General features: G+C 69.7%; 12 protein-coding genes and 1 pseudogene. 9 read left to right on the forward strand and 4 right to left on the reverse strand.

Annotated elements, in window-relative coordinates; translation table 11 throughout:
• The coding region (locus tag ACFXAM_RS29615) for a pirin-like C-terminal cupin domain-containing protein (protein WP_380295841.1) at positions 1-267 on the forward strand (267 nt) is incomplete at its 5' end.
• A gap of 236 nt (positions 268-503) precedes the next feature.
• Here ACFXAM_RS29615 and ACFXAM_RS29620 read toward each other — a convergent pair.
• Positions 504-782 (reverse strand): annotated as a pseudogene (locus ACFXAM_RS29620) (IS630 family transposase); the annotation flags it as partial.
• Between the two features lie 428 nt (positions 783-1,210).
• Here ACFXAM_RS29620 and ACFXAM_RS29625 point away from each other — a divergent pair.
• Together ACFXAM_RS29625 and ACFXAM_RS29630 are read left to right on the forward strand one after the other, a co-directional pair.
• On the forward strand, positions 1,211-1,600 hold the full coding sequence (locus ACFXAM_RS29625; protein WP_380295843.1) for a hypothetical protein: 390 nt from the start codon (positions 1,211-1,213) through the stop codon (positions 1,598-1,600).
• Complete coding sequence (locus tag ACFXAM_RS29630; protein WP_380295845.1) at positions 1,593-3,572, forward strand: hypothetical protein; 1,980 nt, start codon at positions 1,593-1,595, stop codon at positions 3,570-3,572. Before ACFXAM_RS29625 ends, ACFXAM_RS29630 begins: the two co-directional genes overlap by 8 nt.
• Positions 3,573-3,596: 24 nt before the next feature.
• On the opposite strand, the gene ACFXAM_RS29635 is transcribed toward ACFXAM_RS29630, so the two are convergent.
• The gene (locus ACFXAM_RS29635) at positions 3,597-4,883 is read right to left on the reverse strand and encodes a serine/threonine-protein kinase (RefSeq protein ID WP_380295847.1); all 1,287 of its coding nucleotides are present in this window, start codon (positions 4,881-4,883) and stop codon (positions 3,597-3,599) included.
• 72 nt (positions 4,884-4,955) lie between these two features.
• Positions 4,956-6,917 (reverse strand): class I SAM-dependent DNA methyltransferase, encoded by a 1,962-nt coding sequence (locus ACFXAM_RS29640; RefSeq protein ID WP_380295849.1) that lies wholly within the window; start codon positions 6,915-6,917, stop codon positions 4,956-4,958.
• A 133-nt stretch (positions 6,918-7,050) separates the two neighbouring features.
• On the opposite strand from ACFXAM_RS29640, the gene ACFXAM_RS29645 reads away from it, so the two are divergent.
• The 6 genes from ACFXAM_RS29645 (at position 7,051) to ACFXAM_RS29670 (ending at position 18,239) form a co-directional block, all read left to right on the forward strand.
• Entirely contained in the window at positions 7,051-8,754 is a 1,704-nt protein-coding gene (locus ACFXAM_RS29645; protein WP_380295851.1) for a PD-(D/E)XK nuclease family protein, read from the forward strand.
• 98 nt (positions 8,755-8,852) lie between these two features.
• Entirely contained in the window at positions 8,853-9,980 is a 1,128-nt protein-coding gene (locus ACFXAM_RS29650) for a hypothetical protein (RefSeq protein WP_380295853.1), read from the forward strand.
• Positions 9,980-13,552 carry a signal recognition particle gene (locus ACFXAM_RS29655; RefSeq protein WP_380295854.1) on the forward strand — a complete coding sequence of 1,191 codons (3,573 nt, stop codon included), beginning with the start codon at positions 9,980-9,982 and terminating at the stop codon, positions 13,550-13,552. The genes ACFXAM_RS29650 and ACFXAM_RS29655 overlap by 1 nt, the downstream gene beginning before the upstream one ends.
• Positions 13,542-16,496 carry a pPIWI_RE module domain-containing protein gene (locus tag ACFXAM_RS29660; protein WP_380295856.1) on the forward strand — a complete coding sequence of 985 codons (2,955 nt, stop codon included), beginning with the start codon at positions 13,542-13,544 and terminating at the stop codon, positions 16,494-16,496. The genes ACFXAM_RS29655 and ACFXAM_RS29660 overlap by 11 nt, the downstream gene beginning before the upstream one ends.
• A 5-nt stretch (positions 16,497-16,501) precedes the next feature.
• The gene (locus ACFXAM_RS29665) at positions 16,502-17,881 is read left to right on the forward strand and encodes a hypothetical protein (RefSeq protein ID WP_380295857.1); all 1,380 of its coding nucleotides are present in this window, start codon (positions 16,502-16,504) and stop codon (positions 17,879-17,881) included.
• 199 nt (positions 17,882-18,080) lie between these two features.
• Entirely contained in the window at positions 18,081-18,239 is a 159-nt protein-coding gene (locus ACFXAM_RS29670; protein ID WP_380295859.1) for a hypothetical protein, read from the forward strand.
• Positions 18,240-18,609: 370 nt separating this feature from the next.
• Here ACFXAM_RS29670 and ACFXAM_RS29675 read toward each other — a convergent pair whose 3' ends face one another.
• Complete coding sequence (locus ACFXAM_RS29675) at positions 18,610-19,269, reverse strand: hypothetical protein (protein WP_380295861.1); 660 nt, start codon at positions 19,267-19,269, stop codon at positions 18,610-18,612.
• Positions 19,270-19,450: the final 181 nt, after the last annotated feature.

Genomic DNA, 19,450 nt, shown 5'->3' on the forward strand with positions numbered 1-19,450 from the left:
ACGCGCCCCCCCCGGACACCGCGCCCCCACCTCCCCCTCCACGCCCCCACCGACGCCACCTTCCTCCTCCTCGGCGGCGAACCCTTCCCCGAAAAACTCGTCATGTGGTGGAACTTCATCGCCCGCACCGGCGACGAGATCCTCCAGGCCCGCGCCGACTGGGAAACCGGCACCCGCTTCGGCCAGGTCCACGGCTACGCCGGCCCCCGCCTCCACGCCCCGGCCCTCCCCGACATCCCCCTCAAAGCGCGCGGACGGGAGCGCTGACCAGGCTGTTAGCCGCTCGGGGACGCGGCGGCCGGGTCCGCCGCACCCTCGAGTCCCCCTACGCCCACCCCGAAGCGCCCCTGTCGACAGTCGCCTCCGCACTCGACACGTGACACCGTTCGACCACCTATGACAGCGCCTGACAGGATCAATGCTGACCCAGTGCTGAGTTACTGAGGCTTTCAGGGTGGGGTTAGTGGGGTGAGTGACAGTCCGGTGCCGGCCAGGCATCTTTCGATGAGGGATGCCTGGAGCTGGATGTGCGCGCGGACAGCGAGGTCGCGGTACTTGGTCCAGTCGAAGCTCTTGCGGGCTCCCTTGGGCGGTGTGTGGAAGTGGGGCTGGTAGATCATCCGGCTCTTCTCGCCGGGCTTGTAGCAGCACAGCGCGGCCACCGAGATCCGGCGGCGGGAGCGTCCCCGGACACGGACGACGGGCGTGCGCCCGCGTCGGCCCCAGGTGCGGGCGCGTGGTGGCGTCGTCGCGAACCGGCCTCGTCCTCGAAGGCGATCCAGGCCCCGAGCGCCGCCGCGGTGCTTTTTCGACGCCGTGCGCGGCCTGCTGACCAGTCGACACCGAAGGCCCTCCGGAGAGCGGCAACCTTTGCACAGTGAGCGACACATACACTACTCTCTGTCGCGAGCGACTTGTTCGACGCTTACCATCACGGCAACTGAGCTCGCCTCCGCCATCAGGGCGGCCGAGAATGCCCCGTTGCCTTGCCGCGCTCCCTCGGGACCGGGACGATCCTCTGTCTCCCCCCTCGGGCCGGATGATGCGGGGGCCCGGACGGCATCGGAGGTCCCGTGCTTCCACACGGCGACCGACACGGATGGAGGTCGGCGGTCGGGTTGTCCGCGCTCTCGCTCTGTCCGGTCCGCACGCGACCGGGCAGTCGGATGCCGCAGACCGATGACCCGTCGGCCGACTCTGGAGCGCTCCCTTGACCGAGGCGATTGATCACGCCGTCCCCCTCGACCAGTCCCAGGTCAACCTGGTGGCCGCTGTACTGCAGCAGGTCCTGTGGGACTGTCGGCCACTCGCCGACCAGGACGGGCGGGACCTCGGGGTCACGCTCGGTCGTCTCGCCGCGCACTGGACGGGCATCGCGGAGCGCGAAGAGCACTGTGACGTCATCAATGTGAATGGCGAGCGCCTCTACGTGGTGTCCCTGTCCCTGGAGGGCTGGTACCAGGTGCGCGCCGCGCTCAGCGAGTACACCACACGGCTGCCGCTCAAGCCGTTCGGTAGTCCGGAGACCCGCGAGAACCGGCGGCGCGTACGGCAGGCCCTGCTTCTCGTGGATCGCATCAAGGAAGCAGTCCATGGTTGACGAATTCGCCGGTGGCTCGGATGAGGCCCTGTCAGGCTGGCAGCCGCCGGCTTTCAAGCTGCCGCGGCCCGTGGCGGTGGACAATCTCGCGACCGCTCTCGTGACCCGGGGGCTCTCCGAGACCACGGCTTGGACATTGGCACGGTCCGCCGTGCGCCCCGACGACATGCGGCGCAAGCTGGCCGAAGCGACCGAGCTGCGCGTGCAGGGTGGGACCCTGTCCATCGTCGAGACCCGGCTCTGGTCCGCCGCGGTGATCCCCCATCCCGCCAACCCGCGCGAGTACGGGTACCGCCGGTACCCGCTCGGCGGCTCCGGCAGCGCCGTGAAGACCTCTCCCGAGCCGGGTTCCTCGGCCGGCCTCACCGCCGAGCTCGAACTGCGCTTCCCGACAGCCGATCTGCTGGCGCAGCGTCTGGAGGAGACGAAGGACCGCCTGCTCCGGGAGAACCCCCTCGCCTATGACATCGCGGCGGAGGGTGTGCTGCAGCCGCTGACGGTGGTCGCGCTCACCGTCGTGCACGCCGATCGGCACCCCTCCGCGTCCCTGCTGGTGGCCGCAGACGGTTCGAGCCGGGTGTGCGCGGTCCATTCAATCCTCGACTACTCGCCGTGCAGGGTGGCCTACGAGTGGGGGCGGGACGACCGGAAGTACCGGAAGGAGATCAACCGCTGGATCCGGCACGCGCAGAGGCAAGGGTGGGACGGCCTCCGCGAGGACGAGCGCCAGAGACTGCGGGTGCTCACCGTTCCGGCCCGGGTCGTGGTGGGTTTCGACCCGCACCCGCACACCGGCCAGCGGTTCCACACGGCCGTGCGCAACTTCATCGGGCTGACGCACATCCGTCCGCCGCGGCCCTACGGGCCCGCGGTGGAGAACGAGGCGAAGGCGGACGCAGTCCTGGACAGCCTCGCCGAGCCGACGCGTACTGGCGTGGTCCACCTCACGGACGCGGAAAAGGCCTGGTTCGCCGCGACCGTCACCACCGAGGAGGCGCGGGCCAGGGGACTCAGCCCCCATGCAGACGTCAGGACGGAGAACATCGTCAGGTCCCTGCTAGGCGGCGGCATCACCACCAGCCGCCGGGTGAACGAGGGCATCAGGTCGCTGACGGCGAAGATGAGGCCCAAGCGCGAGGAACGCGTCGACATCGCCGTCGAGCTGATCCTCCGACCGTTGCGTGCCGCGGAGGAGGTCGACCCCGGCGTCGTCCGGTCCCGTCGGGCGACCCTGCAACGCGTCTACCGGCTGCCCGAGATCGAGCGGCTGCCTGCCGGTCGCCCGATCGAGTCGGATGGCGGGGAGGGGCCGGGCCTTCGACGGTTACGTGACCAGGCACTCGAGGAGGTCGAGCGGGGGAGCGGCAACGACGGTCGGCTGGGCACCGCCCAGACGGAACTCGCGGTGAAGGCGGTTTACTACATGGTGGCGGCGGAGCCAATGGCCCTCCAACGGGAGGTCTTCGGGGGCTCCGGGGGCGAGGACGACCGATCTCCGGCCTCCGTGCTGAGGGCGATGCTGTCCTGCCGCCGGGGTGTCCTCCAGGCCTACGAGATCGTTCGCTCCGGACGGCGGGGCGACAGGCTCTACGAGGTCACGGAGTCGGGCCACGGGGCCGTCGTGGCCACCGGCGGCCACAGGGAACTGACCGACGGCCTGGTACGCCACATCTACACCGGCGAACCCCTCGCCGTGGCGGCGGTCGGATACTCGGCGGCCGCCCACTGCTGGGCAACGGTGAGGAATTCTGTGGACTCGCTGCAGAAGAGCGTGAAGGCGATGGCGGAAGTACCACAGCAGGTCGGCGGCCGGAGCCAGGTCGAGGAGGAGGGCTGGGAACCCGCCGAGGTCACCGCCCTACGCGGCGACCTCGATCTCATCGACCGGAGCATCGCCCGCTGGTCGGACCGCCACCGGGAGCTGCAGTTGCTGCGCGAGGCCGAACAGGACCCCGCCGGCGCGATCGAGTAGGGCGATCTGCGGAGTGCCCATGCCTCATCCGCACCGCAGCATGCCTTCCGAGGCCTCCTGGACATATTTCTCGAGTGACGGCACCCCGACGGTGTCGTGGTGGGCTTCCTGGTACGCCAGGAAGGCCTCGGTGCGGTGCCCCCCGTTCTCCAGGGCTTCGGCCAGCCGGAACCGCAGGTCCAGCACGTGGTTGTCGATCCTCCCGTAGTGCCTCATGGCGTCGGGCAGTCGGCCCTTGATCATTTGGACCGCCCGGGACGGGTCTCCGGGCATCACGGCTCGGGCCCGCCGGCACAGGTCCTCGACCTCGCTGCGGTGCCGGAACGAGGGGAGCACCGGGGTGGAGGGGGCATGTCTGCGAGGCGCGGGCACCGGTTCCATCGGGGCGCACGGATTCCGGTGCGGCAGGGTCGGGTCGTGCACGACCATGCCATCGAGAGAGGGGCTCCCGCTCTTCGGCAGGTACCTGCGTAGCCCGCGATTGACCTCGTCCACGGTGCCGGGCCGGGCCGCGGGGTCCTTGCTCAAGAGCGAGTCGGCCAGGTCGCAGAACTCGCGGGGGTAGTCGGGCCTCAACCGGTCTAGCGGAATCGGCGACTCCTCCAGGTGCCACCGGTGGTAGTCGAAGACAGTGGTCCCCTTGAACACCGATTGTCCCGCCGCCATCTCGTAGATGACGCCGCCGAGGGAGTACAGGTCGGACGATTCCGTGGCGACGTGTCCCTCGAACTGCTCGGGAGCCATGTAGGCGATGGTGCCCGGCCGGTCCCCCGTCTTCGTGAGCTTGGTCCCGCTGATCTCCTCGGCGAATCGAGCGATGCCGAAGTCCAGTACCTTAACCAGGCCTTCCCGCGCGGTGATCATGATGTTCTCCGGCTTGATGTCCCGGTGCACGATCCCCAACCGGTGCGCCTCCGCCAGCACATGGCAGATGCCCACCGCCACACTGGCCACCACCTCCGGATCCAACGGGCCGTGCTCCGCCATGAAGTCCTTCAGAGTCAGCCCTCTGATGTACTCCATGACCAGGTAGGGGTGGTTCCCCTCCTGTCCGTAGTCGAAGATGTGCGGAGCCCCCGCCACCTCGACCCTGGCGGTCGCAACTACCTCCTGGACGAACCGCTTGACCAGGTTGTCCCGCCCCTGCGGGTCCGCCGCGTCCAGTTGAGGGAACTTGACGACGACGACCCGCTCCATCCTCTCGTCATACGCCTTCCAGATCTCTCCCATGCCTCCGTGGCCGAGGACCTCGTCCAGGCGATAGCGACCGGCCAGGACCAGTCCCCTACGGGATTTCAGCACTGATTCCACCTTTCCCGGGACTTTCCCGAGCCGTGCGTCGATGCTCCGAAAACCGTCGGAGCCCTCGTCCCGTGTCTGTGCTCAGCTGTGCGGCGGATCCTCCACCGGTTCCACGGAGCCGACGGCCAGGGCGTCCAGTAGACGCTGGGCCATGTCGTGCCCGTCTCCGGCCAACCCGTTCAGGGCCTCGTTGAACCGGGCCAACCGCTGGAAGGCCCGCCCGATGCTCCGCTGTTCGTCCAGACTCCGGACCGGTACGGACAGGCGGGCGCTGTCGACCCGCGTACGGCTGCCGGGGCTCGACATGACTCCCACGTGGCGCCTGTTCGCACCGTGGGCGAGCGTTCCCGCCAGGAACCAGCCGTCCACCACCGACGGGTCGGGCCTGAGCACCGTCACTCCGGGCCCGGGGACGGCCCCGTATTCGGCCGGGTCAGTCGGCCTAGTCCCCTCGCTCCCTGCGTTGAACACCAGGACATCGCCCTCGGCCACCGCTTCCTCGGGCAGGGCGAGGATCCTCTCCGTCGGCTCCGTACGAGCGATCCCCTGGCGCACGGTGATGACAGGGTGTTCCACCACTCCCTCACGCGTGGAGTCGCGTCTGGACTGGCCGCGCCACATCCTGACCGCACCGGTGCGGACGAGGTCGTCCAGGGAGGCCACCGCCGGGGGTTCGGCGACGCCTTCCACCACGACCGGCGGACCGGCCGACAGCTCCATCAGGCCTTGCCGGAATCGCGAGCCGTCCTCCTCCAACCGCCGCAGGTCGACGGCCTCGACGGCTTCCGTCTGGACGTGCCTGCTTGGGGTGAGGTTGACCTCGTCGTCCAGGAGGTCGTGCGCCGGCAGTATCCGGCAGACCTCGCTGTCGGCTCCGGTCCCATCGAGGAACGCCCGCCACTGGGACACCACAATGCGGTGGACGAGCGGCCACTCAGCCGCCTCCCCGTCCCCGCCGGCAGCCGAGGCGGGGACGTTTTCGGCATCGATGAGCAGGATCCGCGGGGTGCCGTGGTCCTCCGGTGGCCCGGCGAGCCATAGATGGGCTCCCATCCCGTGGACGGACGAGGCGCCGGACGGCAGCGCGACGACGGCGCGCAACGCGCCGCGACGGACGAGTTCGGCCCGGATCCGTCGTCCGGACGGCCGCACGGCGGCGGCCGCAGGCATCAGCACGGCGGCGTGCCCGTCGCTGTCGAGATGCGCCAGCGCGTGCTGGAGCCACGCCAGTTCCGGCTCCGCGTTCGGCGGAAGGCCGTAGCTCCAGCGCGCGTCGTAGCCCAGTTCGTTCCGCCCCCAGGAACGCTGGCCGAACGGCGGGTTGCACACAACGGCCTGAACGCGGTGCTCGGGGAAGGCGTCGTCGAGCAGCGCGTCGCCCGCCGAGAACACGGGCTCCGTGTCCGACTTGAGCCGGATCCGGATCCGGGCCACTTCGGCGAGGTCTGGGTCAAGCTCCTGGCCGTACAGGACCTCGGCCCCGCTGTCGGCCATCGCGCTGAGCAGTCCTCCCGTCCCGCACGCGGGGTCGAGGACCGTCCTCGGCGCGCTGCCGTCGCCGACCGCCACCACGTCAGCCATCAGGGCCGCGACCGGCGCAGATGTGACCTCCACTTGCCGCGCGTGCGCCTGGCTCCATCGATCAAGCAGTTCTTCGAACAGGACCGACGCACCGAGGTCGGTGCTGAGCCGCCGTGCCTGGTCAACGAAGCCCTGGGGCAGGCCGGTCCCACCGTCGCCGCAGCCGGGTTGCCGTCCGTCGGCGATCACGGCCCCGGTGGAAGCCAGCACCGCGGCGGGACGCGCGGGGTCCCGCAGGGCGCTCATCCACCGCCAGAGCTCCCCGAGCGGTGACACCGTCACCGCGCGTCCGTGCTCCCGGAGCCAGGCCACGACCTCGTCGAGCGAGAACTGCGGGCTAGCGGCCGTCCCCGCCACAGGTCCGGGAAAGTCTGGGTGCCGTCGACGCCAATTGCTGACAGCGGCGGACCCGACGCCAGCGATACGCGCGATCTCGGCAGCCGTCACCATCGCACCACTCATCGTTGCTCCCTCTGCTCGAACCGATCGAAGCCCAAGCGGCTAGTGAAGTCAAGTCACTCGATCGTGTTGGTTGATAGACCTCACACGCTGTGCTCTCATTGTGCCCCGACCCCGCACAGACCTGGAGGCCGCCGTGGCGAGCTGGTTACCGCCGCCGAACAGCACCGGACGCACCGACCTGATCCGCACGTTCTCCGGATCGGCCCGCGCTCCGGAACGAGGGTGCGGATACAAGACCGCCTTCAAGGCCCGCCCCGGCCTTAGGCCGCCCACAGGGGCGCTGCCCGGCTACAAGGCCGACCCCCGTGAGGGCTTCAACCTGGGCCCGACGGGCACCGCACTGGACCTCATCGAGTACGAGGAGGTCCCGGTCGAGGCCGCGCTGGCCCGCGCGCTGCGGACCGGGGACGGCCGCCCGGCGATGGACGCGGGCCTCGCTGCCTGGACCCGCACCGCAGTCACGCAGTACCTGTCCGGCGGCGACCAGGGCCTGGTTCCGGTCCGGCACCCCTGGGTAATGGTGACCGCCCTGGACGCCCCTGACGAACACGGCGCGCGCCGCTACGAGGAGTGTGTCTGGGGCCGTCCCTACGCATCACCCGACGGCTCCGTCCGTGAACTGTGGATCCCGGTCGCCCGTTCGCTGTCCGCGGAGGGGCCCGACGCGGGCTGGTTGGCCGCCGCCGCCATGGTCGTCGCGTTCGGGACCCCGCACCGACTGCCGGACAGGTTCCACTGGAAGCGGAACGCCGAACCGGTCGTGGCCGACATCCCGGACCGAGCCGGGCCGCCCGGTCTCGTCCGTATCCGCGAGGTCAGCTGCCTCGACGGGGAGCGGCGGACTGTAGAGGAAAGCACACCCGGGGAGGTCGAGGAACGGTACCGGCGGATCGGACGGCCGAGGCTCGCCGAGGCGGTCTCCTCCCGCGCGTTCTCTCCCGGCCACGACTGTCAGGACTGCAAGCTCGCCCCGGTCTGCCCCGCACTCCCCCGGGCGCCCGGCCTTCTCTCGATCGAGGACGCCACGCGGCCCCGTCGGACTTGGTCCGTCACCAACGGCCGCTCGTACTCCGGGCGGGCCGGCCGCGATGAGGCGTGCCCCGCCCGCGACCGGCTCCGCCGGCTCCGGCTGCCGGACCGGGCCGGCCACTCGCGCACCCCCGCGGTCATCCGGGGCCACGCCGTCCACGCCTGGATCCAGGAGCAACACGAGCGCCGTCCGGGCGTCGCCTGCCGGGCGGAGGACGCGCCCGACGGTGGCGCCCCCTGGTCGGCCGGGAAGTGGACGGTGCCGCAGGAGGAGGCGTACATCGGGGCGCGCATGGTGGCGGCCCACGCGCGGCACTGCCCCTACCGGCTCTCCACGGTGACGACTCTCGTCCACGAGAGGTCCATCACGATGCACGACACTGCCGCCGACGTGATTGTGACGGCCAAGGCCGACCTGCTGTACCGGGACGGCGCCTCCTGGGTCTACCGGGAGGTCAAGACCGACGCGCGGTTCCGTCCTCCGAGCGAGGCCGACGTGCTCCGCGAAATCCCCCAACTGGCCCTCGCCGTCCTCCTGATGGAACGGGCTGACGGCGACCTCGCGGTTTCCCGAGTCGAACTCGAACTGCTCGGCTCGAACCAGGCCCGGCTGATGATCGTGGACCCGTTGGACCCCCTGCGTCAGGCCGAGGCCCGCGAGGTCGTCCGCGAGCTGGCGGCCGGCTGGCACACGGACGCAACCGCGCTCCCTCGGCCTGGCCGGCACTGCCGGTCCTGCGACATGGCGGAGTGGTGCCGACTCGACCTCCTGCCCGCCCCGCGGGCAGGACAGGAGGTTCGGTCGTGATCCCGGCCCCGCGGCAACCAGGCGACCCAATGCCTCGAACAGCCCCGTTCGAGCACCCGGCTGCACCGGGGTGGTCCGACCGGCAGGGGGCCCTCCTATTGCGCGGCATCGCGACAGCCCTCGTCCACCTTGGCGAGGTGCCCAATCCGGGGACTTTCACGTTGCCATACCCCGCCCCGGTTCAGCAGGCCCTGGACGGCGTCGTCCTCACCTGCCTGCTCATGAGGGCTCAACCCCCGGAGAGCGTGCCCCAGTTGGTGGAGTGGTGCGCGAACCTCCCGATCGACAACCTGGCCTTCCCCGTGCCCGTCGGCCTCGCCCCGCCGGGGTCCTTCCTGTTAGACCCGACGACACGCCAACCCACGCAGATCTGCCATGAGTTGGCGCTCGGCGGCATCGACCCCACGGCGCAACAGGTCGGGCGCCAGGCCATGGCGGACGCCGCCGAGATCTGTCGTGAAGACGACAGCCCCGAAACCTATCTGGCCTTCCGTGAGCTCCTGGTCAACCGCCCGGTCCTGACCGGACGCGAACTGGCGACACTTCCCAGCGAGGGAACGGGCCTCGACCTCCTGACGGCCCCACTTCGCGCCCTCTACGTCCCGGCGGCGGCGAGCCATCGAGCCCCTGACAGCACGGTCTATACGGCTTGCGGTCACTGCCGCGCGCTGTTGCACCCCACAGTGGACCGTGGACTCGTCTGTGAACGGGACGCCTGCCGAGTGCTGGGCGAGGTCGAACGCGGCAGGGAGTACCGGCCGGACGACAACGACGGCGGCACCCACCAGTTGATCCGGCCGATCCGCCAGTGGGTGTCCGGGCCGGGAATCATGGAACAGGAGCTGGCGGCACGGCTGAGAAAACTCGGGGTCGTACAACTCTGGCCCTCCTACGGCACCTACGGGCTGCACGTTCTCTTCCCCAGTGGACAATCGTGGGCGGTGGAGGTCAAGGACTGGTCCAGCGCCACCCTGCTGGCGGACTCGGCCCGGCCGCCAATCCCGGACCCTCCGTACGACCGCTGCTTCTGGGCGGTGCCACGCGTCCGGCTCCAAGCGGACGCCCGCTACCGGCGCAGCTTCCAGGGCCACGGGACCGGTCCGACCTCCCGTCTCGAACTCGTCGGCTTCGAGGAACTTGTACGGGCCGCCCGCCGCGAGCCGACCGCGGCTTCCGACTGCCGCTCCCCGAACGGGCGTCCCCTTCCACCTGAAGGACTCTTCTGATGCGCGACCGTACCGAGTGGTACGCGAAACTCAGGCCGCAGATCCGTCAGGCCTGGCCTGCCGGCACTGGACGACGGCAGACGACCCGTCTGTGCGCGGTCGAGCTCGCCATGTACCTGTTGGAGCGTCTCTGCCCCGGGGAACCCGCCTTGTCCGCCTGGGCACTGCTCGGCGGCTACCGGTTCGGGCTCGTCTGTCAGGACACCTCGGAACGCCGACGGGTGTTCCGGATCGCCCGCCACCGACTGTGGCGCTATCGCAGGCCCCGCACCTGGGAACGGGCCCTCGAACAGTACCGTTCCTTCCCCGAAGAGGTCCGCGGCTACGACGTCACCGACCCGTCCTTGCCCCCGCGGCGGGTGACCACCCCGGTGGCACCGGGCCGCTGGAGCGTGTACGAGGAGGCTCTGACCGAGGAGCCGTCGTTCCGCCTCCGGGACGGGCTTCCGCTGGCCGAGCTCGGCCGGACCTACCGCTTCGTTCAGGGAAAGCTCCAGACCTCCGTCTCCCTGCCCGACTTCCTGCCCGTGCGGGAGGCGCGTCCGCACGCCCTGCACGTCCCCGTGCCCAGAAAGGCAATCGTCACGGCCGACCGTGAGGGCCTGCTAGCGACAGCCGCGTGGATGGACACCACGCTGGGAATCGAGGAGAAGCACAAGACCTGGCACTACCGGGTGGGCCGGCTGGAGTTCGACGTCCTCGATCCCGTCTGCCAGAAGTTCGTCACGGGCGAGACGCTGTCCGTCGATGGATTGCTGCACCTCGTGGGTATGGTGGGTGCGGGCAAGAGCACCCTGCGCGACGTACTGAGCGTTCACCTCGCCCTCCACCACCGGAGGGTCACCGTCGTCGTCGGCGACGTTGCTGAACAGCTGAACCTCATCGGATTGCTGCGCCGGCTGCCCGGCATCAAGGCGGCCCCCGTGCTCGGCACCTCCACCCGGGTCAGGAACACGCAGCGCATGCACCGGCGACTCTCCTCCCAGGGTTCCGGCAGCCTGCTCACCCATGAGGCCGAACACTTCACCTACCTGAGCACGGCCTGCCCGCTCGACGCCCTGCGCGGTGTCGAGCCGGAGGGACCGCCGCGAATCGCCGAAGCCCCCTGCACCGGGCTGCATTCCGTTGAGCCTCCCTCCTCCACCGCCTCGCCCGTCCAGATCCACGGACCGGCCACGGAGGCCGAGGCTCCGGACGGCCCGACCGAGGCCCGTGCACACGGCTGCCCACTCTGGAGCAGCTGTCCACGGCAGCGCGGCGCCGTCGAACTGGTCGACGCGGACATCTGGGTGGCCAACCCGGCGAGTCTGGTCTACGGGCTCGTTCCTAGGCACCAGAACCGGGAGCGGGCCCGCTTCCTGGAGGCCGCCGTCCACCGCAGCGACCTGATCATCATCGACGAGGCCGACCGGGTGCAGATGCAGCTCGACAGTATGTTCGCTCCCTCGGCCACCTTGGTGGGACGCTCGCCCGACTCCTGGCTCGACAGCCTGCAGAGCCACACCGCGAGCGAGCTGGCCCGCCGGGGCCGGCTCCAGCTGTCGAACTCCGACGTCGTCCGCTGGTCCGCGGCCCTCACCCTGGTGATCGCGGCGACCAACCGGATCTACGCCATGCTCATTCGGCACGAGAAGCTGAGCTCGTGGGTGCAGGCCGACTACTTCAGCACCTGGACGATCCAGCAGAAGCTCGTGGACGACTGGTTCCGTGGGGAACACGACCCTGAGGAGGAGCAGGACGAGGAACCCGACCTCGATCCGGAGCACGACACCGACGAGGAGGACGACCCGGAGGAGACCGGAGCCCCGGCGCCCCGGGAAAGCGGCGTCACGAACGCGCGGCAGACTCGGCGGGACGCCGTGACGGCCCTCCTCGATGAGTTTCGCGACGACCCCCTGGGCGACCGCCGCCCCACTGACCCGGAGCACGGGGAGTTGGTGCGGCTCGCCCAGGACCTGCTCCACACGCTGGACGACGAGGAGACCCACGCCCACGCTCAGGCAACCCTGACCGGCCTGCTCCGGGACCCCCTCGACGACCGCGTCGACCTGCGGACCCGCACGCACCGGCTGGAGTTCATGCTCCTGCTTGCGGTCCTTCAGCACCGCCTCGACGTCCTCACGGAGCTGTGGCCGCTGGTCGAGGCCCGTCTCAACCTGGAGGCGACCGACAACCAGCTTTCGCGACGCCCTCCGGCGGACTTCAGCCCCCTGGTGCCCGAATCGCCGATGGGCAACATCCTGGGCTTTCAGATCCTGAGGGAGGAGGAACCCGGCGCCGAACCCGGCACCGGCAGCCCCGTCCTGCGGTTCTTCCGGTGTGCGGGCGTCGGCCGTTCCCTGCTCCTCGGGCTCCACGAGATGACCGGTCCGGGGGACACCGCTCCACCGCACGTCCTGTTGATGTCGGGCACGAGTTGGGCCGGCACCGCCGCGGGCGCCCACGTACCGGCCCCGGTCGGCGCGATCCTCAAAGCACCTCCCAAGGAGCGCCAGGCGATCCAACGGACGACGTTCCGCAAGCTCTTCCTGCGGGGGCCCGACGGCAAACCGCTGCACCTGTCGGGAACGCGCCCGGACCGACGCCCGAAAGTCCTGGAACTGATGCTGGACCGGCTCGCCAGGCCCCGTGACGGCCGGGCGAAGAGCGACCTGGACCAGGAACTGGACCTGATCACCTCCGGTCACCGACGTCATCTGCTGCTCCTCGTCGGCTCGTACGAGGAAGCACGGATCGCGGCGGAGTTTCTGAACGGGATCCCCCGGTGGCAGGGCAGGGTCTGCCGTCTGGTTGCCGACGACGTCGAGCTGGAGGTCTCCTTCGGCGGCGCTGCCCCGGACGGGTCGGGCTTCCCCTTCACCGACGACGAGCCCAAGGTGCTGCGCCGCGGTGACGTCGAGAGGTTCGCCGCCATGGGAGCCGAGATCCTGATCGCACCGCTGCTGTCCGTGGAGCGCGGTCACAACATCCTCAACGACCTCGGGCAGGCCGCCATCGGATCGGTATTCTTCCTCGCCCGCCCCCACCCGAGGCCCTATGACATCAATTTGGCCGTGCAGGGCATCAACAGCTGGGTCACCCGGTTCCTCCGGGAGGGCGGCCCCTTCGACGAACTGGTCGCCTCTGCGGAGAGCCTGGATGCCGCCGGACGCGCCTTCCGTAGCCAGGCCCGCGGTCATTGGCGGCGCCTCCTCACCCGCCCGATGGCCTGGCGGATGCTGTCGGACGAGGAGAAGGAGGCCTTCACCTGGGACAGGACTGTCGTCATGTGGCAGGTCATCGGCCGACTGGTACGCGGCGGGGTACCGGCACGCGTCGTGTTCGTCGATTCCAAGTTCGCGGAGCGCGAGGCCGCAGGCAGGGGCCCCGACACCTTCCGCACCGGCCTGCTGGCCAGCATGCTGCATGTCCTGGAGCCCTACCTGACGGATGACCCGGGCAAATCGCTAGAAGACCGCCAACTCGTCCGTGCCCTCTACGAGCCGCTCTACCACGCGCTCAAGGAGATGCCCGCCCACCACCCGGACACCCGTTCCCACATCAATCGGCGAGGAGAACGCCATGGCCGTTGAACCCTATGGCCTGGTCCGGTCGGCCGCTTTCGCTCCGCCAGAGGGGGCTCGGTGGGAGATCCCCTACTACACGCTCAGTCTGCCCGAACACATCCGCGGAGCCCTCTGTGACCTGTACCGCCTGAAACTGCGGAGGCCCGAACTCTGCCGGTCGTTCCCCATCGGCCGCTTCAACAACCTGCTCCAGGCCCTGGCGCCAGACGTGGTCTCCGTGGCGAAGTGGATCGACGTAGACCACGACGAACCGTGGCTCTATGCCCGCCGTCCGGTCTCCTCCGACGTGATCGGCACCCTCTTCCGGGCCTGGGTGCGGGACCTCCGGCCCGAGTCCGAGTACGGGAAGCGCGTAAGCCGGCTCCTTGCCGAGGAGCTCGACCCCGGACAACTCGTATGGGAGCTGCGGAACGTGGACTTGTTGGCACGGACCTCCACCCCCGGTGGCACCGCCCAACCCGACGAGCGGCTGTACCAGCTGCTTCCCGACGCGCTGGTGTGCCAGGCGCTGGCACTGGACCCGTTCGGATACAACGGCGGGTCGCTCGCGTTCCGCGGGGTGGCGCGCAGGCCGTCCGACCGGGGGGCGGAGATGGTCTCGTGGCCGCCGGACGACTACGTCGACAAGGACGGCGTCCGATGGTGGTACTCCGCGCTGGTGGCCGTCTCCCTCCACAGCGTCCCCTTCGACGGGGCCCCGCAGATCCACGTCAGGACCGGCGTCCGCAGGTGGGCCACTCGCGCCGGGAATTACGGGCTACACCTTGCCCCGGCCCGTGCCGCATCCGTCCACCTTCTGACCGACGCCCCCTGGATCGCCGACGCCTCGGACTCCTGGGTGTCCGAGCGGTTCTCGGTGGCCCGGATCCGGTACGACCGGAGGCTGGGCCAGCCCCGCTGGGAGGCTGGCGGCAGTGACGGGATCCTCTCGCGGATCCCGTTCCACCAGGCGCTGCCGGAGCCGTCCGACCTGACTGGTCAGCCGGCGTACTGGCTCGGACGGACGAAGGGTGTGAGGGCGGCCGTCGTCCATAGCACCCTCATGGGCGCGCACGGCGTCCTGCCCGGGCTGATGCCGGGCGACCGGGTGCCCCTTACCGAGTGGTTCGAGACCGCCCTGCCGGACTGCCTGCCCAGGGTCCCCGACTTGGTCCGAACCGACCGTCATCGCGTCAACCCGCGCCCCTACCGTCCGGCGAAGCCCGAGAGCGGAACGCATCCGGAGCGTCGTGACCAGCAGCAGCGCGCGCACGCGGAACTCCGCTGCGGCCTCGCAGAGTTGACCGGCGGTGCGCCGCTCCAACTGGCGTTCCTGTGGAACACTGCGGTCCACCGGGACACCGGGGTGAAGGCGCTGGCCGCCGTTTTGGGCGTCGAGGGAACGGGTCAGGAGAGCGGCCCCGGACCGGAGACACTGGTCTGGAAGGCTCCCGAACTCACCGTCGAACTGCGACTGGAACACGTCGGGGACCTGGCGGCCGCACTGAACGTAGCCAAGGGGTCGAAGCGGAAGACGGAGGCGCTCCATGCGGAGATCGGACGACGGCGGGCGGCTGTGGCCCGACGGTTGGATCCGGTCGACGCCTCGGCCCTCCCCACGCTGGCCCTCGTGGAGACCCTCCACCCGCGGAGCTACGGCCCGCGCGAAGCCGACCCGAAGTTCGCGTTGCGTCTCGGCTTCGCCGACGTTCGTCGGCTCACCCAGTTCGTCGTCACTCCGCGCCGCCCGGACCACCGGGAGAAGGCCGCCGAAGCCCGGCTCGAGAAGCTGAAGTCGTGCTGGCAGGACGGTCTACGCCAACTGGGCCACCGGATCGTCCCGCGGCACAGCCTCGGCGCCGCCGTTCCCGCGGATGTCCAGTACGTGGCGTTCTGGCTCGTCAAACGGCGTGCGGACGGCCCGACCCGGGAGTCCGGCCTCGTCCCTGTGGCCGTCCGCGTCCGGCCCGGCGCACGCGGCGGCGAGGCCCTGACCGGCTGGGACCATGTCAACGGCAGCTGGCTCCCGTACCCGGAGTTCCTCCTGCGGCTCTCCCGGCAGGCCACGCTTCCTGTGTCGGACGATGACGTATCCGACGACGACGCGTCCGACGGCTCCGGTTCGGCGGACGAGGACCGGCCAGACGACCCGTTGGATGGCGCAGAGGAGGGCGACGACCAGGACGGCACCGGGGAGGGGCGCCAGCCCGCCACGGGGCGGCTCGAAGAGCAGCGCTTTCTGGTCGCCGCCGCCGTCCAGGAGCTCCTCTTCGGCCTGCGGGACACCCCGACCCTGCTCCTGACACACGCGCAGAATCTCCGCCGATTCTGGCCCTGGCTGCAGAACGCCGTCGTGCGGAAGGACCACATTCAGATCCACGGCGGGCCCGTGCAGCGTCTCGCACTCCAGGGCACGCACCTGCGTCTCGTCCGTCTGAGGGACCGGTCGGGCGACGAGACCCCCCAGTGGTGGGCCCGTGACGAGCGCCGTCGACCGGCCGACGAGGAATCGGCGCCCGACCGCGTCGGGATCGCGAAGGGCCTCTGGAGGAATCCTGCGGGCGCGGCGGACGACCGCGTGTTCGCCAGCACCTCCCCCAAGCCGTCGACGGCGACGCAATCCGCGGTGGTCGCCTCGCGTTGGGCCTTCCGGACTTACGTCAGGGACGGCAAGACGGGCATGACCATCGACACCGCCAAGCCCGCCTGGAACCCGACTCGACTGGAGGTCGCCGTTCTCGGCTGCCAGGCCGGGGACGACCCGGAAGCCTGGGCCGCACTCACACACCAGCTGCGCATGACACCGGACTACCGCGACATGCTGGCACTGCCGCTGCCCGTGCACCTGGCGCGCAAGGCGCAGGAGTACGTCCTGCCCGTGCAACGGACCGGCGACGAACCGTCAGCGGAGGACAGCGCGCCGGCACAGCTCGTCTTCGACCTCTTCGAGACCACCACGGACGAGGGGTGACCCCGATGGACCTCCACCGGATGTGGGCCGATGCCCACCAGATCTACGCCGTACCCGCCGCCAGCTACGCGCCCGAGACCGACCGGTCGTTGTCGGAACAACGGGCCGTGTGGTGCTCACGCCTCAGCGACGAGGCCCCCAACGGGCAGCTGCTCAAGACGAACGTCCTGTTCGATATGCTGCGGACGGCGGAGAAGATCCATCTCCTGCACGTTACCCACGCCTTCGAACGCATCGTGCGCGACGGCGCCCTCCGTCCCTCCGGCGGATGCCTCGTGGGCAGCATCTACTGCGCGCCCCTGATCCCCGAATCGGGCGGACTGCGCATGCACAACCTGGCCTCGTACATCCTCACCCAGGAGGTCCCCGCCACACTGAGCCGTTCCGGCACGCCCGGCCGGGTCCCCACCCCCCTGGTGCTGGAGATCACCATGCCGCCCCACGCCTACCGCGAACTGGCGGGGCTGGACTACCTCCGGCTCGGATCGATCCACCTCCACAACTACCACGTCCTGGAATCGCTGCTCAGCCGGGAGGAACGGCACCGGCTACAGGAGACGATCGTCGGGAAGATCAAGAACTCGGCCGTCTTCCTGTCGCTGGCCGCCACCATCGCCCACCACGGGCACTCCGGCGAGGGCGACTTCTCCCGCATCCTCGACGCCGCCATCCGGCGCCTGCCCATCCTCGGCTACATCTACTTCGAGGCACTCGCCGAGTACCTGATGCTGTACTCGCGGTCCCCGGAGACCTGTCGGCTCGCGGATCGGGGAGAGCTCAACAACTGGCTCTACAAGAGGCTCCTGTTCAGCACCTTCCCCGGAACACCCGGCCGTTTCGACCTTTCCCGCTTCCACCCCCGGCTGGACGACCTCGACGGCCTGCTCGCTGGCCTCGACCCGACGCTCGACGGACGGCACGCCCGGGCCTTCCTCATCGGACGCATCAGCTACCTCACCGCGGCCCGCCTGTTCACTCCTGGGCAGGTGCCGGACGACTGGCACCGCACCCGCTGGGACTTCGAGAACACCTCACGACAGTTTGGTCCCCTGCTAGGCCACCTCATCCACCGCGAGCTCCGTTCCTTCTCCCGCTACCCGGACTTCTACCACTACTTCGACGAGTCCAAGGCCCTGCAGGCATGGAACTACTGGAACCACATGGACATCGTGATCCCCTTCAACGGAACGATCCCCAAGGGGGAGGTCGGCATCAACCCCGCCTACGCGGACGCGCAGTACCGGGTCTGGCGGGCGGAGGCCGACGGTCACGGACGGGTCCATCCCATCGAGGAGGTCGCACTCAAGATCGCGCCTCGGCTCATCGAGACCAAGCACACGCTGATGCGGAGCACACCACTCACGCGGACGGCTCCCGTCGGCTGAAGCCAACCGATCCGCGTTCCCAGGCCGGACCGTACGACCGCGTCCGGGCCGGAAAGCCGGTAGCGAGGGGTGATCGCTGGTGTCCGGTCACCGCGCGGGGGCGGGTGCGCGGCCGCCCCACCGGGCCGCGCACCCGGATTGGGCTACGCGGGCCGCCTGGTCGCCCGGTCGAAGCTCAACCTCCCCTCTGCCGCACGTTTTGGACGCCGTCGGCTGGCTGGCCCTCACCACCGGGCGTACCGAAATCTCCCCCGCCCGCGCCGCCCAGGGCTACGGCTACGAGCCCGACAAGTTAGTCGCCGCCGGCCTCACCGAGCAGCCGTCAGAACTTGTCTCCCCGTCGCTGGTGGCCGAGTGACCGGTCCAGCTGGAGTGCCTATGGGCCCACGTGGCTGGCGAGCTGGTCGCCCCCGGCACCTCCTACGTCGACCCACTCGACTGGCCACCGAGGTCCAGGGCTGGGTGAAGCAGCAGCGGATCTTCGGCGGCTGATGGCGGAAAGCGACACAGGTGGGGCCCTGTTCAGCGACGAACAGGGCCCCACGATGCTTGAGGCCGCGAGTCCGAGGTCGAGGACCTGGGCGGCGCGGCCGATCGAGCACGCATGAGGTGGCGGTGGATCTTGAAAGTGACGTCGATGCTCTTGTGACCCATCCACTCGGTGACGTCGGTGATGAGGTTGTGGCTGAGGCAGTTCGAGACGAAGAAGTGCCGGAGGCCGTAGACCGTCATGCGTCGGGGATGTCGACGTCTCCGCCCCTCTTGATCCACTCCCATTGGTTCTGCAGGTTGTAGTACGAGAACGGCTTGGTGAGGTCCCTGGGATGGTGGCGGAGGTAGCCGTCGACGGTGCCGTACGTCTCCGTGTACGAGAGGAGTGCTGAGCCTGGTGCGCGCCGGCATCGGGACGTCCCGGTCTTCGCCCTGCGGTTCACCTGTTCGGTGATCCGGTAGACGTCGTCGGCGACGACGTTGTTGATATTGACGGCCAGGGCCTCGCCGTTGCGCATACCGCAGCCGCTCATGAGGTCGGCGACCAGGAGGAACGTGTCGTCGCCGGTGGAACGTATGTCCCGTAGTTGGGTGGGGGAGGGGATGACGGCGCGCTTGGGGTCGTACTGCCGGGGCTTGACGCCGTCGAGCAGGCTGTCGTTGTAGAGGCCGAGCCGGTGGGCGTCGAGCAGGATCGACTTGAGCTTGTCGAAGGCGTTGGACTGGGTGGCGAGGCCGACGCCGTTGGGCTCCATGGTCTGGATGAAGGCCTCGACGACCTTGTGGTCGAAGGTGCCCATCCGGCGGCTGCGGAACGCGGGGTAGAGGTGGTGCTTCAGCAGTGAGTCGAGGTGGCGGAGGGGGCGGCGGCGAGGTGGCGCCAGCCAGCCTTCCACTCCTCGACGTAGGGCTCGAACTGCATCGGGCTTCTGGATCCGCTCCGCCTTGCGCTGGCTCTGCGGAGCGTTCTTCCGGGCCTAGTACCAACGCCGTTCAGTTAGGGGCGGTCTGGGCTGCGTCAAGGGTCGGTTGTGAGCATGTTGATGCTGATGGTGGCCTTGTAGGTTGTCCGGTCGA

The organism is Kitasatospora sp. NPDC059462 (assembly GCF_042749955.1).
Taxonomy (GTDB): domain Bacteria; phylum Actinomycetota; class Actinomycetes; order Streptomycetales; family Streptomycetaceae; genus Kitasatospora.

Bases quoted from the DNA above. Each gene is read 5' to 3' on its own strand.
- ACFXAM_RS29665 (WP_380295857.1), top strand. From the start codon at position 16,502: ATGGACCTCCACCGGATGTGGGCCGATGCCCACCAGATCTACGCCGTA.
- ACFXAM_RS29660 (WP_380295856.1), top strand. From the start codon at position 13,542: ATGGCCGTTGAACCCTATGGCCTGGTCCGGTCGGCCGCTTTCGCTCCG.
- ACFXAM_RS29630 (WP_380295845.1), top strand. From the start codon at position 1,593: ATGGTTGACGAATTCGCCGGTGGCTCGGATGAGGCCCTGTCAGGCTGG.
- ACFXAM_RS29640 (WP_380295849.1), bottom strand. From the start codon at position 6,917: ATGAGTGGTGCGATGGTGACGGCTGCCGAGATCGCGCGTATCGCTGGC.
- ACFXAM_RS29655 (WP_380295854.1), top strand. From the start codon at position 9,980: ATGCGCGACCGTACCGAGTGGTACGCGAAACTCAGGCCGCAGATCCGT.